Source organism: Rhodococcus cercidiphylli (assembly GCF_033042225.1).
Taxonomy (GTDB): Bacteria; Actinomycetota; Actinomycetes; order Mycobacteriales; family Mycobacteriaceae; genus Rhodococcoides.
This window is the reverse complement of sequence record NZ_JAWLKE010000002.1, coordinates 507381-522530: the sequence shown is the minus strand read 5'-3', so window position 1 is coordinate 522530 and position 15150 is coordinate 507381. Positions and strand designations below refer to the sequence as shown.

The 15150-nt window shown below is 63.1% G+C and carries 11 protein-coding genes; 2 read left to right on the top strand and 9 right to left on the bottom strand.

The features are described 5' to 3' along the window. Positions 1-183: 183 nt before the first annotated feature. The gene (locus R3P95_RS06050) at positions 184-1347 is read right to left on the bottom strand and encodes a mandelate racemase/muconate lactonizing enzyme family protein (RefSeq protein ID WP_317547678.1); all 1164 of its coding nucleotides are present in this window, start codon (positions 1345-1347) and stop codon (positions 184-186) included. A gap of 203 nt (positions 1348-1550) precedes the next feature. Between R3P95_RS06050 and R3P95_RS06045 the strand changes: the two genes are divergently transcribed. Continuing rightward, positions 1551-2246 carry a GntR family transcriptional regulator gene (locus R3P95_RS06045; protein WP_317547677.1) on the top strand — a complete coding sequence of 232 codons (696 nt, stop codon included), beginning with the start codon at positions 1551-1553 and terminating at the stop codon, positions 2244-2246. A gap of 544 nt (positions 2247-2790) precedes the next feature. Here R3P95_RS06045 and R3P95_RS06040 read toward each other — a convergent pair. The 3 genes from R3P95_RS06040 to R3P95_RS06030 all read right to left on the bottom strand — a co-directional run bounded on the left by R3P95_RS06040 (position 2791) and on the right by R3P95_RS06030 (position 6759). After that, on the bottom strand, positions 2791-4380 hold the full coding sequence (locus R3P95_RS06040; RefSeq protein ID WP_317547676.1) for an alpha/beta hydrolase: 1590 nt from the start codon (positions 4378-4380) through the stop codon (positions 2791-2793). Positions 4381-4402: 22 nt separating this feature from the next. Then, entirely contained in the window at positions 4403-5044 is a 642-nt protein-coding gene (locus R3P95_RS06035) for a hypothetical protein (protein ID WP_317547675.1), read from the bottom strand. 179 nt (positions 5045-5223) lie between these two features. Beyond that, on the bottom strand, positions 5224-6759 hold the full coding sequence (locus R3P95_RS06030; RefSeq protein ID WP_317547674.1) for an alpha/beta hydrolase: 1536 nt from the start codon (positions 6757-6759) through the stop codon (positions 5224-5226). Between the two features lie 153 nt (positions 6760-6912). Here R3P95_RS06030 and R3P95_RS06025 point away from each other — a divergent pair, with 153 nt between their 5' ends. After that, entirely contained in the window at positions 6913-7554 is a 642-nt protein-coding gene (locus tag R3P95_RS06025; RefSeq protein WP_317547673.1) for a TetR/AcrR family transcriptional regulator, read from the top strand. A 42-nt stretch (positions 7555-7596) separates the two neighbouring features. Here R3P95_RS06025 and R3P95_RS06020 read toward each other — a convergent pair whose 3' ends face one another. From R3P95_RS06020 to R3P95_RS06000, 5 genes are all read right to left on the bottom strand, one after another. After that, positions 7597-9483 carry a S9 family peptidase gene (locus R3P95_RS06020; protein ID WP_317547671.1) on the bottom strand — a complete coding sequence of 629 codons (1887 nt, stop codon included), beginning with the start codon at positions 9481-9483 and terminating at the stop codon, positions 7597-7599. Between the two features lie 22 nt (positions 9484-9505). Further along, complete coding sequence (locus R3P95_RS06015; protein WP_317547669.1) at positions 9506-11074, bottom strand: alpha/beta hydrolase; 1569 nt, start codon at positions 11072-11074, stop codon at positions 9506-9508. A gap of 39 nt (positions 11075-11113) precedes the next feature. After that, the gene (locus tag R3P95_RS06010; protein ID WP_317547668.1) at positions 11114-11836 is read right to left on the bottom strand and encodes a MerR family transcriptional regulator; all 723 of its coding nucleotides are present in this window, start codon (positions 11834-11836) and stop codon (positions 11114-11116) included. Between the two features lie 86 nt (positions 11837-11922). Beyond that, positions 11923-12609, bottom strand: a complete 687-nt coding sequence (locus R3P95_RS06005) for a DUF3159 domain-containing protein (protein ID WP_317547667.1) — start codon at positions 12607-12609, stop codon at positions 11923-11925. Between the two features lie 752 nt (positions 12610-13361). After that, the gene (locus R3P95_RS06000) at positions 13362-14543 is read right to left on the bottom strand and encodes a lipase family protein (protein WP_317547666.1); all 1182 of its coding nucleotides are present in this window, start codon (positions 14541-14543) and stop codon (positions 13362-13364) included. Between the last annotated feature and the right edge of the window lie 607 nt (positions 14544-15150).

Here is a 15150-nt window from a genome sequence, read left to right as displayed (position 1 = left end):
CGCCCCGGTCTTGCCTGCAGCTGTCGACCGAGGCCTGAGACAGCATTCTTGCCGCGGTACGCGCCGCAGCTTCGTTAGAATTTGATCGAAGTTACAGCAAGACAACGAGTTTCGGGACGCTGGCAGAGCTACCCGGAGCTACGGTTTTGCCGGAGTAGCTCTGCCGCGTGGAGCTACATTCGGTCAGTGAAGTTTGCGGAGTACCTCGTAGAAGGCAGCCTTGCCCTCGAACCCGATGCCGGGGGTCTCGGTGAGTCCGACGCGGCTGTTCTCGACCACCGCCCCGTCGGCGAATCCGCCGGTGGGTTGGAACTCGCCGGGGTAGGACTCGTTGCCACCGAGCTTGAGCGCTGCTGCGATGTGCAACGAGAACTGGTGTCCGCCATGCGGAATGCACTGGCGTGAAGACCAGCCATGGTCGTTGAGCATCTTCTGGATTCGCAGGTACTCGGTGAGTCCGTAGCTCAGTGCGGGATCGACCTGGATGATGTCGCGGTCCGGGCGCATTCCGGCGTAACGGACGAGGTTACGTGCATCCTGCAGCGAGAACAGGTTCTCGCCGGTGGCGATACGTCCGGAATAGCTTTCGGACAGAACGGCATTGAGACGGTAGTCAAGGGGATCGCCGACCTCCTCGTACCAGAACAAGTTGTACTGCTCGATGGCTGCGCCGTATTCGAGGGCGGTGGCCAGATCGAACTTTCCGTTCACATCGACCGCGAGGCGCTGCCCGTCGCCACCGAGGACTTCGAGCACGGCTTCGATGCGCTCGAGGTCCTCGGCGAGATCGGCACCGCCGATCTTCATCTTCACCACGTTGTAACCCTGGTCGAGGAAACCGCGCATCTCGTCCTGCAGGTCGGCGAGGGTCTTACCGGGTGCGTAGTAGCCACCGGCGGCGTAGACGAACACCGAGTCGTCGGGTTGTCCGTCACCGTGCTTGTCCGAGAGCCACCGGTAGAGCGGCTTTTCGGCGATCTTGGAAGCCAGGTCGAACAGGGCCATGTCGACGACACCCACTGCGACGGAACGTTCTCCGTGTCCGCCGGGTTTCTCGTTGCTCATCATGAAGTCCCACGCGAGGGTGGGGTCCAGCTCGCCTTCGGCGTCGAGCAACGCGTCTGGCGCAGCGTCGAGCAGGCGGGGGATGACACGACGGCGGAGGATCTCGCCGGCGCTGTAGCGCCCGTTCGAGTTGAAGCCGTAGCCAACCACCGGTTCGCCGTCGCGCATGACGTCGCTGACGACTGCCACGATCGAGCAGTCCATCTTGGAGAAGTCGATCCACGCGTTTCGGATCGAGGAGCTGATCGGGACGATGCCCTCGTGTACGGAGATGATCTTCATTCTTTGCCTTTCGCATATCTTATAAGGTGTAAGTGACGTTAACGTAGAGTGACGGCGAACACAACCCCTTCTTATAAGATCTCGCGAAACGAAACTAGGTATCTTATAAGAAGCCCGAAATGCGGGTGTAGAATCAGTAGTCGAGAACCGGACCAGGAGCAGCCCCGACAGGCTGTGCCCATAGCGGAGAGGCGGGTCCAGCAGTGACCGCTCCTACCAATGTTTTCTCCAGCAAAGGTGAAGTCGCCTACGCCGAGCTTCGCGCCATGATCCTGATGGGGACCCTCGACGCAGGATCGAAACTGGCGCAATACGAGCTCGCCGACCGGCTGCACATGAGCATCACCCCGATCCGCGAAGCGGTGCGAAGACTCAGCAGCGAGGGGCTCATCGAGCTCGACAATCACAAGAACGTGCGAATCGCCCCGATGAGCGCAGCAGAAGCGCGTCAGCTGTTCGAGGTTCGTCTGTCGCTGGATCCAACAGCGGTCGAGTTGGCTGCCGATCGGCGAACAGACACAGACATCGCCGACATGCGTGCGGCCGCGGGACGGCTACTGCCGGTCACGCAGAAGTGGGGCGAGGACGCGTTGCGTGCACACCGAGATTTTCACCGCGCGCTGTATCTGGCGTCGCACAATGGCGTCCTGATCCGTCTGCTCGATGACCTGTGGGACAAATCCGACCGATATCGACGGATCGGTCTCGAGCTGCCACCCGGTGCAGAACCGCGCACCGTCGACCACCAGGAACACTTCCGAATACTCGAACTCGTTGTCGCGCAAGACTCGCAGGGGGCTGCAGATCTCATGCGTCAGCACATCGTGAAGAGTCTGACGGCGGCCGCCATCGATGCACTGGAGGACCGAGAGCACGAGCTACGTGAGACCTCGGCGTGATCACTACCGACTGATTGGTTCCCGGTATCGCATTCAAGCACGTGGAGCGTGCCGGACATTAAGCGATTTATTGACGCGGCACACCGCCAAAATCTGCTGACAGTGCGGTAATCGTCCTTTTCGGCCCGATCGGTCCCCGTGGCCAAGCGCCGCTGCTGATCGGCTGGATCTCGGGTCGCCACGGTGTTACGCGCGGTCGCGGAAAGTTCCACACCCGATTCGCGATACCAAAGTCCCTTGTCGTCCAGGCCGGTCCGCCGATGGGCGGGAAGCTCGGTGTCACGAGGCTGTCACAACTGGAACTGGCTGACCTGTTCAACCTGCTCGACTCCCGCGGCCTCTCATCTTCACTCATCGAAGAACTTGCGACTACTCCCGCCACGGTAAGCACGAACCCGGCGAGGATGATCCATGATTCGCACAGAGGCGCGCGGCGTTCCACGCCCATGCGCTGCACACCGATGCGATTGCGGCAGCTCGTGATTGAGCGGCGGGACGGCTGAGCCATCGAGCGGATCAGGGGCCGCTCGATGGCTCAGCAGGGTCACATGGTGCAGCGTGTACCTTCATCCGGCAGTTCGAGGTCGATCAGGTAGTCGGCGACCGCCCCGTCGACACAGGCGTTGGCGGAGATGATCGTTCCGTGCTGGTTGGCCTCGACCGTGAGCAACCGCGCCCCGAGGGTGTCGGCCAGGCTGATGCCTCCTTCGTGAGGTGTTACGGGGTCTCCGGTGGCCGAGACCACGAGCACCTCGGGAAGCCCGTCGATGTCGGTGGCGTAGGGGTATCCAAGCGTGGGCTCAGCCGGCCAGAACTCGCACCCGTCCTGCGTAGGGGGAGTGGATCCGGGGTCGAGGAACGGCACCGCCTCGTTCAGATCGCGGCCGAGCTGGGCCATCTCTTCCTCGGTGAACCTTTCCTCGTCGAGGCAGTTGATGGCGAAGAGAGCTTCGAACGAATTGCTGTACTCCCCACCGTCGGACCGGCCGTAGTACCCGTCGCGAATCGCGAGCAGAGCGTCGGGTCGTCCGGCTTTCAGCTCCGTCAGTCCCGCGATGATGGCGGGCCAGCTGGCTTCGGAGTACAGGCCGGAGACGATGCCTTCACCGGCGGCAAGGAAGCCGACCTCTCGTCCGTCAGCGGACATCAGCGGCTCTCCTTCGAGAGGTTGGAGGAGCTCCTGCACTGCAGCGGTCGCCCGCGCCGGGTCGGTGCCGAGCGGGCACGCGGCCTGCGTCGCGCAGAAGTCTGCGAAACGCTGGAACGAAGCCTGCAGTCCTTCACTGAGCTGGATCCTGCGGTCCGCGGTGTCCATGAGCGGATCCACCGCGCCGTCGAGAACGAGAGCGCGGACATTCTCGGGGAACATCTCGGCGTACACCGAACCGAGTCGAGTGCCGTAGCTGACTCCCGCATAAGTCAGTTTGTCGTCGCCGAGTGCGGAGCGGAGCACGTCCATGTCGCGAGCGACATCCCGTGTCCCGAGGTGGGCGAGTACCTCTGTGCTTCCGGAGCCGTCGGCGCATTTGTCGACGATGGCGCGCGCGGATTCTTCGGTCCACTTACCGAGAGCCGACAGGGGTGCGTCGGCGTCGCGCTCCTCATCGGAGTAGCAGTCGATTGCCGGTGTGCTGAGACCGACTCCGCGGGGATCGAAGCCGACGATGTCGAAGCGCTCGGGGATAGGACCTCCCGTCCACAGGGCATTGACGAGCGGGGCGAGCGTCGTCCCCGATGCTCCGGGACCGCCCGGGTTGAGCAGGAGGGAGCCGATCGGGTTGTCGCCGGTGGCGGAAATGCGCGACACGGCGATCTCGATGGTCGTGCCGTCGAGGTTCTCGTAGTCCATCGGCACGGTGAGCATCGCGCATTCCGTCTTCTCTGCCACCTCGATCACTTCGGGAACGGGCGGCTGGGAGTCCACGATGCTGGCGTCGCACGCCCCGAAGTCGAGCTCCTGCGCCATGAACCGATCGAGGCCCACCTCGTTCGTGCTGTCGTCAACGTTGGGTGCCACACCGGAGCATCCGGTGAGCAGGAGCACTGAGGCAGCGGCGGCCGTCATCACCGGCTTCGGCCATCGCCGTCGTTCGTCGTTCTTCGGTCTGATATCTGGGGGAGTCGTGTGGGTCATGGTGGTACTTCCTTGGGTGGGTTCAGCTGGCGAGTTCGTCGATCCAGCTCGTTTTCATCCGTAGAGCTCGTTCAGTGCTCCCGATGACAGCGGCAAATCCGATGAGCAGGTTGACGTGGAGCGGCAGTCGGATGGGTGAGGTGAATGTTCCGATCGAGTCGGCGATGGGCGGAATGAGAGAGAGGGTTGCGATGATCTGCGGCACCTCCACGCAGAGGCCGCCGATGACGAGCAGGATCGAGATGAGACCGATGACGCGACTCGGACCGGGGTGCCGGTGGTGCAGCCGAGCGCGGCGTCCCTCTGCGGATGCGGGATCGGGAGAGAGCTGCTGTTCGGTGCCGTCCTCACGCACGTAATGGCAGCGCTCGAGCCCGAATCCGGTAGCCGCGACCTCGATGTGCCCACCGGGCACGGGGAAGCGGGTCGGCATCTTGGCGTACGACTTCAGCGCGCCGTCGACGTAGAGGCGAGCGCGCACCTCACCGTCCTTCGCGTCGCCCATGTGCCGAACATCGATTGCGTAGATCGACGTCGTGCCGTCGGGTGCGTACAGCGTGATCGACCGGAGCGATCTGCCGAACATTTGCCACCAGCGGTACCGGCGGAGCGGTTCACCCGATCCGGCGCGAATGCGGCGGTAGCGCCACTGCTTGATGCCCATCTGCTCGATCCTCGCCCTCTGCTAGTACAGCGTGATAGTCGCTGATGACGCTAGCACGCTGTGATGGAAAATGGTCACGGAAAAGCAGACGCGAATGGTGAGTAGAAGCAACCAGACGCGTGCCCAGATCCGCAGGGCCGCAGCGATGCTGGGTGCCAAGCGTTGTGCCGGTCGTGTCTCTACAGAGTGCAACGCAAGTCGCCGTCGGGAATGGTGAGATCGACGAGATAGCGTTCGACGATCGAGTTGACGCATGGGTTCGCTGCGGTGGTAGCACCGTGCTGTTCGCCGTCTACGGTGAGGAGTCGCCCGCCGAGGTTGTCTGCCAGTGCCACACCGCCTTCGTGTGGTGTCAGTCCGTCGCCGGTGACCGATACCACGAGTGTCTGCGGGAGGCCGGTGATGTTCTCGCCGTAGGGATAGTCGAGTACGTGTTCGTCAGGCCAGCCCTCGCATCCGTAATGTGTGTCCACGTCGAAACCTGGGTCCATGTACGGTGCCGCGGAATTGATCTCGGCGACGGTGGATGTCGTGTGCTCCGGCGTCGGCCGTATTTCGTCGAGGCAGTTGATGGCAAGAGTAGCTTCGGAAGAGTTGGTGTACGTTCCGTCGGGTCCGCGCTGAGCCGAGAGATCTCGCAGTGCGAGCAGTTCTTCACCGCGTCCCGCCCGTAGCTCGGCCAAACCGCGGATGACGCTGTCCCAGGCCTGGTTCGAGTAAAGACCGAGGGTGATGGCTTCGATCGCCGAGTAGTAGGTCAGCCTACGACCGTCAGCAGTTCGGACCGGATTGTCGACAAGTGGTCGAAGCAAGTCCTGGGCCGCATCGGTCGCTCGGGCCGGATCGCTTCCCAAGGGGCAATTGCCTCGTTCGATGCAGTAGCGAGCCAGTTCGTCGAAGGAGCGCTGCACGCCGGAAAACGTCTGGATCTGGCGTTCGAGAACATTCTTGCGCGGGTCGACTGCGCCGTCGAGAACCATCGCACGGACATGGTGCGGAAACTGTTGCGCATAGATCGTGCCCAAACGTGTTCCGTAGCTGGCACCGAGGAACGTCAGCTGCTCGTCCCCGAGCGCAGCGCGCAGGACATCGAGATCTCGGGCCACGTTCTGGGTACCCATCTGGCCCAGGACATTCATACCGCCGCTGCGTCGAGCGCACTGATCGAGAACCGAGCGGGTCGATTCCGCGCTCCAGGCCAACGCCCCAGCGGGAACTCCGGACACGATGGCGTCATCGTCTCGTTCCTGGTCGGTGTAGCAGTCGATGGCCGGTTGCGAGCTCCCGACTCCACGTGGATCCATCGATACGATGTCGAAGTGCTCGCGAGCGGGACCGTTCCCCCAAGAGTCTGCAACCGCGGTCACGAATCCGAGGCTCGGGGCTCCCGGGCCGCCGGGGTTGACCACGACCGATCCGACGCGATCGTTCCCGGTGGCTCGAATGCGGGAAATCCCGAGCTCGATGGTGGGCCCGTCGACAGTCGCGTAGTCGAGCGGTACTTCGAGCGTTGTGCATTCGACCCTGTCGTCGGCAATGCCTGTGACAGCAGGGTCGCACGCAGAGAAGTCGAGCGTTTGTTGTTCGTAACGTGTCGGTGCAGGCGAAGGCTGCGGCTGAACCGAGGGCGGTGCGCTGCATGAGGTGAGAGCCCACAATCCGGCCATCGTCACTGCGGCGGTGACGAGCACTACCGTCCGGCGGCCGTGATCCATCCGATTCCGGTGGGATCGACTGTGGAGCATCGTAATTCCTCTCTCAGAGGCTCGGCGGCGTAGGTGCGAGCGCTGTGTGGTTCTCTTCCAACGGCGCGACTAGTACAGCGTGATAGTAGGCTGAAGATATCACGCTGTACTAGGGTCGGGAAGGTGTCGGACAATGTGGAGACTCGAAAAAGCGAACCCAGCACCAAGGACCGGATTCTGATCGCGGCCGCGACGATGGTGTCCGAGGATCCGGGTACCCGGATCAGCGTCCGAGCGGTCGCCGCGCGAGCAGGGGTCAGTACCGGATCACTGCGTCATTTCTTTCCCACGCAGCGAGCGTTGATGGACGAAGTCGCCGCGGGAATCACCGGACTGGTGGCGAACAAAAATGTCATCGAAGACGCCACTGTGCCTGCCGAGGAGCGACTGTTGGCGTGTATGCAGCAGGTGTTGTCGGCCACCGGGACCGGTGAGCAAGCCCGCGATACGTGGAGACGGACGTTCGGTACCTACCTCAGCGCGGAGCTCAACGCTGACGCCATCGACACGTATCTCGCTTTCAGCGCGGCCGGACTCCGGCACATAGAACACTGGCTGGAGGTCCTCGACAAAGAAGGTGCCCTGCCGCCGGGTGACAACGCCCAGCGCGCCGCCTATCTCAACGTGGTACTGGACGGGCTCTCCGTAGCACGAGCCCTCCCGACCGACGCTGCTCGACTTCGCTCGGAAACAGACGTTCTGCAGCACGCCATTTCGATGCTTTTTCGCACCGCTGCACCCATGCCGAAGGGCGACTCGGACTGACTTCGACGACGAGCTTCCGATCCACCTCCACTGTGCTTCCGATCAGTGCAGACTGCGGCCGCCGAGGTGCTTGGCGAGAAATTTCTCCACCTCACGGTAGTAGCGAATACTGTTCTCCGGGTTGACGAATCCGTGACCCTCGTCGTCGAACACGAGGTAGTCGACGTCGACGCCACGCGACCGCAGGTGCTCGACGACATTGTCCGATTCTGCCTTGACAACCCGAGGATCGTTGGCACCCTGCGCAATCAGGAGCGGCGCGCGTATCGCGTCGAGCTTGGAGATCGGTGACCGTGCCAGCATGTCGGCCAGCTGATCGGGATCAGCGGGATCGCCGACGAAGCGGTACCAGCTGTTGATGATTCCCGGACCGATGAAGGCCGGTTGGGTTCGCATGAAGTTCGACAGGTCCGAGACGCCGACACAGTCGATCGCTGCGGCAAACGTGTCGGGAGTGAACGATGCACCCAGCAGCGCCGCATAGCCGCCGTAGGAACCACCCATGATGGCCACTCGCTCGCGATCGGCGTACCCAGCCTCGACTGCCCAGTTCACTGCATCGATCAGATCGTCGTGCATCGCGCCCGCAAATTCGCCGACCCCGGCGTTCATGTGCGCTGTGCCGTATCCGACCGACCCGCGAAAGTTGACCTGCAACACTGCATATCCGCGGTTCGCCAGCATTTGCGCGATGGGATCGAAGGTCCACGAATCCCGATACCAGGGGCCGCCGTGCACCACCAGAACCATCGGCAGATTCTCGGGTTCCACGCCGACCGGAAGCGTCAGATACGACGGCAGGGTAAGACCGTCACGCGACTGGATGTTCACCGGCACCATCGGGGCCATGTCTCCGGGATCCAGGTGTGGGTAGGGGCGGAACAGCCGGCGACTCGATCCGGTGTTGTGATCGTAGTAGTAGGTGACGGACGGATCGCGGTCGTGGACGAAGCTGACGATCCATTTCTGTCCGCTCTCGTCGGAGGACAATGCTCCGATGTCACCGTCGAACAGTTGCTCCAGATTCTTCAGTATCTCTGCGAAACCCGGTTCCACTGCGTGGATCACCTGGCGTTCGCCGAGGTAGCGAACGCCTATGAGCTCGCCGGTCGCGCTGTCGCAGATCAGCGGTGGCGTGGTCTGCTCGACGGCTCGTCGCACACCGTCGAGTTCGAGGGTCGGGTGACTGTCGACGACCGTCTCCTTGCCGGTTACGAGGTCGAGGCGGATCAGCTGGGCCAAGTCGCGCCCGCGGTTGGAACCGAGCCACATGCCTGTACCGTCCGCGGTGATCTGCATCGGACTGATGCCCATCGGATAGTCGGTGGCGTCGAACGACGCCACCGTGGTTTCTGCGCCGGACTCCTCCAACCGCGTGATCTCGATGGTGCCGGCCGTGGTCATCGCGAAGACGAACACCTCGCCGTCGGAACCGAGCATCGGATACCGGCCGACGCCCGGGCTCTGCCCGATCATCGTCAATTCACCTGTGGCGATGTCGATTTCGTAGAGGTCGAACTCGGCGATGTTCCGCGAGTTGATCAGGACGGTGTAGACCCCTGCCTTGCCGCGCACGGGTTCGATGGCCACCGCGCGGGAGCCGGGGAACGGCGTCAGATCGACTGCCGCGGCATCGGGATCCTTCAGGTCGACTCGGAACACGTGGTTGTTCTCGTCACCGCCGGTGTCCTGCATATACAGCAGCCAGCGGGGGTCGTCCGTCCACTGAAAATCGTGCACACTGCGCGTCTCGTCCGCGGTGACGCAGCGTGGCTCACTACCGGGCGCGAGGTCTTCGATCCACACGTTCAGACGGTTCTTCCACGGCGCGAGGAACGCCATCGTGTTGCCGTCCGGTGAGATCGTGGCACCTGAGCGAATGGGTGGGCCGAAGAAGTCCTCGACCGAGATCAGTGGGGGTGCAGTCATGATTTGTCCTTTCGTTCGGCTGTTACAGGGCGCAGCGGGCGTCGGCCGGTGGGGATTCGAGGTCGACGAGGTAGTTGGCGACGATGTCGTTGACGCAGGTGCTCGTTGCGCCGAACGCCACGGTGTGTTGGTCGCCGTCGACGGGGAGTAGCGAGCCGCCCAGGGTGTTCGCCAAGTTGACGCCTCCCTCGTACGGTGTGGACGGGTCGCCGGTCACGGAGATGGTCAGTGTGTCGGGTAGTCCGTCGATGTCGGTGGCGTAGGGGATGTCGAGAGTCGGTTCCGCAGGCCAGAATTGGCAGGGGTCGCGTGCGCCGTCCGGTCCGAGGCCTGCGTCGGTGAACGGTGCTATCTCTTGAATCTGCCGCTTGAGATCGACTTCTTGTTCCGGGGTGTTGCGCTGTTCATCCATGCAGTTGATCGCGTACAGCGCTTCGGAGAAGTTCGGGACGGTGCCGTCGGCGTCGCGTCCGCCGAAGATGTCGTTGATCTTGAGAAGGGTATCGGCCTGTCCTGCTTGGAGTTCGGCGATGCCCTTGGTGATGACAGGCCATGCCGAGGAGTCGTAGAGCCCTGCGATTACGGCGCCGTATGCGGCGTCGAAGTCCATGACGCGGCCATCGGGGGTGACGATCGGGTTGTCGATCAGCGGTCTGACGATCTGTTGGAAGTTGTCGACAGCCTTGCTCGGGTCGGTGCCCAGCGGGCAGTCAGGGGCGCTCGTGCATGCCGCGGCCATGTCGTCGAAAGCTTTTTGGAAGTTGGTGTATTGGTAGATCCGGCGCTCTGCGGTGCCCTGGCCCGGATCGATTCCGCCGTCCAAAACCATCGCGCGCAAGTTCTCCGGGAACATCTCCGCGTAAACCGCACCGAGTCGTGTTCCGTAGCTCTGGCCGAAGTAGCTCAGGGTGTCGTCGCCGAGCACGGCCCGGAGAATGTCCATGTCGCGGGCAGCGTCGCGGGTGCCGACGTGTTCGAGGACGTCGTCGCCGCCGGATCGTTCGGAGCATTGGCTCACCAGCTGCCGTGCACCGTCCTCGGTGAGGGTTCTCGAGCCTGTGAGGACCGTGGTGTACGCCTGCCCTTCCTCGTGTTCCTCGTCGGTGAAGCAGTCGATGGCCGGGGTGGACGCACCGACGCCGCGGGGATCGAATCCAATGAGGTCGAATCGTTCGGTGAGAGGGCTCTGCGCCCAGGTGGACGTCGCACCTGATGCCGCCATGCTCATTCCGGCACCGCCGGGTCCGCCGGAGTTGAGCAGGAGCGAGCCCACTTTCTCGCCTCGGGCGGGTGCTTTCAGCAGCGCGATCTGCGCCGTGCGCCCGTCCGGGTTCTGGTAGTCGAGTGGCACGTCCACGCGGGCGCATTCGAACCTGGGATCGCTGGCGAACAGTTGCTCGTCGGTTGTGGTGGTGCCGTAGCCTTCACACGGCTCGAATGCCACGCTCTGGTCGTAGAACTGCTGCAGATCGGCTGACAGCTCGGAGTCGGCGTCCGGTTCCGACGGCGATTGGCTGCAGGCACCGAGCAGCAGTATCGACGCCGACGCTGCAGCGAGACATCTCGCTCTCCTGTTGTCGAATAAGGGCATGGTCGGTCGACTCCTATCTGATTGCAGTGTGTTGATGTTCTATTCGGGATCGGTGGTGTTGAGTGCCGCAACCTGTCGCAGTACGTCGCGTTGGGCGGGGTTGTACAGGTCTTCCACGGCGACTGCGAGTGCGCGAGTCACCCGTTGTCTGTCGCCGTCGGTGTCGGTGTCGGCGAACAAGGCCGGGAAACGAAGCGCCAGCTGACGAACATGCGGGGCCATTCGTTCGGCCAGATTGCTGGTGGTGGCGCTGTCGGCGTCGGCCGGCAGGTCGTCGAACTCCGGGTCTGTGGGCAGCGGCGGAGTGGACCGCAGTAGGTCGCAGTAGGCGTCGAGGGCCGTCGGGCTCAGTACAGTGCTGGCGAAGGTGATGAACTGCCGGTCTGCTGTCGTCAGATGTGCTGCAGCAAATCCGAGTTCGGGTGGGAGATCGGTCGGAAGGGATTCGTGGAGAAGCATCGCGATCTCCAACCGTGCTCGCTGCAGGCGCTCGATCGTTGCGCCGAGTTCTGCATCCAGGGTGCGCAGTGCTTGTTCGGGATGGTCGCGCCCATCACCCTGAGCGGCGATGTCGGCCAACGAGAATCCCAGTTCGGTGAGGCGTTTGATCTGCATCAGCCGTACGAGATGCGTGACGCCGTACTGCTTGTAGCCGTTCGAGGCACGCTCGGGCTCATCGAGTAGTCCGACATCGTGGTAGTGCCGCACCGACTTCAGGGTGGTGCCGGCGAGATCGGCGATCTGCCGAGTGCTCCAGCCCATGTCGCTCTCCTCCGGTTCGATCAGGTCGGAATCAGTGTCGACTGTGACCTGACGGCATAGTCAAGGGTCGACTCGACGAGCAGGGATTACGCGCGGTTCGAGTGAACCAATTGTGCTGTGGAGCGGCGGAAGGCCCAGACGGTGACGAGCACTGCCAGTGCGAGCAACGGGGTGCCCATTGCGATCCGGGCAAACGCGAGCCAACCGGTGGCGTCGGTGTCGTACAACCAGTCCTGAACGACGTAGCGGGCGCCGAACAACACGGCGAATGTCGACGTCGCGATGTAGTGGGCGCGGGTGACCGAGCGATTGGATCGCCAGGTGTACTCGTTGCCGTGCAGCGCATTCCACAGCAGTCCGGTCAACGGTCGTCGCGCGAGTATCGAGGCCAGCATCAGTGCAGCTCCGGCCAGGCTCAGCCAAATGCCGATGAGGAAGTAGCCGCCTGCCGACCCCGTCCAGGCGGCGATACCGCCTGCGACGACGACACCCAGTAGTCCGCCACTGGCTTGCGCTATCGGCTCGCCTCGCTTGACGCGAAGAACAGTGATCACCAATGCGATGGCGATCGCGACGCCGACGGAGATAGGAAGGGACACGAGAGCATTGGCGGTGACGAATGCCACGACCGGAATCGCGGTGTAGATCATTCCACTGGTTCCGCCGAGGCTGTCGAGCAGAAGCTGTGTGGCATTGATCTTTTCCGTGGCCTTGCCAACGGGAACTGTCTGCGTCTCGTTGTTGTCGTCCGATGTCGATTCCGGCCTGTTCATGGTGCCCTCCTCGTCGATGCTTCGGTTCGCTCTGTGCATCCCCTACTGTCGTCTCGGCGACCGGCACACAACAGTGCACACACACAGCGGATCTGGTGACAACATCACCGGCGGGACATGACAGATGTCATGTCGCGGCAGTGTGACGACCAGGTCGGTGCCTCGAGAGCAGCGTTGACTGCGGCACAGAGCGTGGCAGTTTCTTGCTGAACCGCCAGAGCACTCCAGGCGTACCGCGGCTCTGACGGCTCAGCAACTCCAAGGCAGATGGAGCAGGATGCCGGTTAGCAAAACGCCGCCGCACAAGGGCAGCGACTAAACCTGCCCGTTCGACGCTGAAGTGCGCTGATGCAAAGTCGTCGCGGTGGAGCCCGCAGTGCACGGTCCTACTGACTCGAGGGCCATATGGGTTCGCGACGAATGAGTCTCGTTGTCTCGAGTCCTCACAGAGCGTCGATCGCCAGGACGCTCTCCGTCCACCCGATACCGTGGCTGTCCGACACCGATCAGGACTGTCCTGTGTCGCAGGATCGGCGGCAGTTCGGTGTCACGAGAGTGTCACAAGTCGGTACGTGCGTGCTGGACCGGTTCGGACGTTGATGTACGAAAAGCGTTGCAAATAAACAAATATCGAGTCCAGATACGTTCAGGTGAATCCATTTCTAGGGACTTAAAATCCGCACAGTGTCGGTTCGAGTCCGACTGGGGGCACCATATTTCTCCTGGTCACAGCGCTACGTCGCTTCTGCGAGCTAACCCGAACCGTTGATCGCGAATTGCTTTGCGGTCCAGCGCAACACGAACGGAAGCCCAGTCATGGCACCGATGAAGTGGTCGCCTGCCACGGGCTCGTAGTGCACATTTGCACCCTTGCTGCGCCACTGCTCGATCAGGGCAGTCACGCCGGCCTCGGGGATGAAGCGATCGCCGACCCACTTGCTCGCGGAACCGTGGAAGAACGCGACCGGCGCCGACGGCGCGTCGGCGCCAGGACGGTTCGCGGCGATCACCCGCCGCGCGATGTCGGAGTCGAACGGGTGGGGCTCGGACGCCAAGTCCTCGATTCGCATGCGTGCCAACCCGCCCAAGGCCAGGGGGAGGACGGACATGTCCTTCACCCAGGACGCCAACAGCAGCGCCTTCGGGCCGAACAACTCCACCATCTCTGGGTGCTCACGCGCGAGACCCATGCTCGCCGCACCCAGCAGGCCGGCCGCGACGGTGCCGTTCATGGTGTCCAGCAGCATCCAGAAGTCGGTGGGCGTTCCACCGGCGACGGCACCCACCAACCTCACGTCCGGCGCGTACCTCGGCTGCAGTTGCGCCGTCCACGTGGTGGCGATCGCGCCGCCGCTGTAGCCGTAGGCCACGACTGGGCTGTCGGCGAGCTCGGGGGCGACGACCGTCATCCCGCGTAGCGAGTCCAGCACGGCATGCCCGGCCATCGTGCCTTCGGAGTACGACATCCGTGGGCCTTGGTGATCGGCGACGAGAACGGCGTATCCGCGGGCGAGCCAGAGCGGCATCACCGGTGGGAGGTCGGCCCCGACACCGTGCACGAGCCGGTACGACGGCGTGCTCTTGGCTCCGAGGGAATCGATGGCCACGTTGTGGGCGACGACGGGCCGCGGTCCGCGCCCGGTCCACGGCCGCTTCGGGATCAGCAGCGAGGCGGTGACGCCGGCGGGGAGACCCCGCGCGTCGGTCGACCGCACCATGAACTGATGGAGGGCGGTTCGCGGCCGGGGCACCAGACCGCGGGTCGTGCGCTGCCGGATCACCACACCGGGTGCGAGGTCCTCGATGCCGGGAGGGGTGAGGAAGAAGGCGTCGTTGTCGATCGGGGTCGGAAGGATCGCGGCATGGGGATCGTCCGGAGGCTCTAGCGGTAGTTGTCGAGTCAATACGCGATCGAGCACACCGAACAGAGTCATGATCCCCCGACATTCTTCCCGAGCCATACCGATCCCCGCGGTCACCATACAGCGCGAGGCGGGTGGTGAACGCAAAAATGGAGACCTCCCCGCGGGCCACCCCCACTGTGGTTGAACCGAAGACCTTTTCGAAAAATTCGTCATTCCCGCCCTACAACGTCCACCACTCGACGCGTCACACCGAGAACGGGCAGCTCAGGCCATCCGAGGAACGACTGTGCCGGGACTCTTGTCGACGAGGGTATCGAATTGACCGCCCCGCGATGCAGCAGTGAACTCCCTACCTGTTTGCGGTCCGTGCTCGTCGTCATTGCCTGCGGCGAAATGTACGAAGTCCGGTCAGGATTGCGGCGGCAGCAAACAAACAAGTAGCCACCCATGACCAGACCGAAAACTCACCGTCCTGAGTTCGAGTCAGCGAAACAACGGCCCACAGCAACGCCAGCCCCGACCAGAAGAAGACCCACCTCGTCCCGCTCGGAAAGGTCACCGCCAACTCCTCTCATTCCAAGGCGCCCGCGTACCGAATGCTCAAGGAAACACGGTGCGTTGGTACACGTTACCGTTCACGGGCCAACCCCAGGTGGCGTGGACGATGTGCGATTGC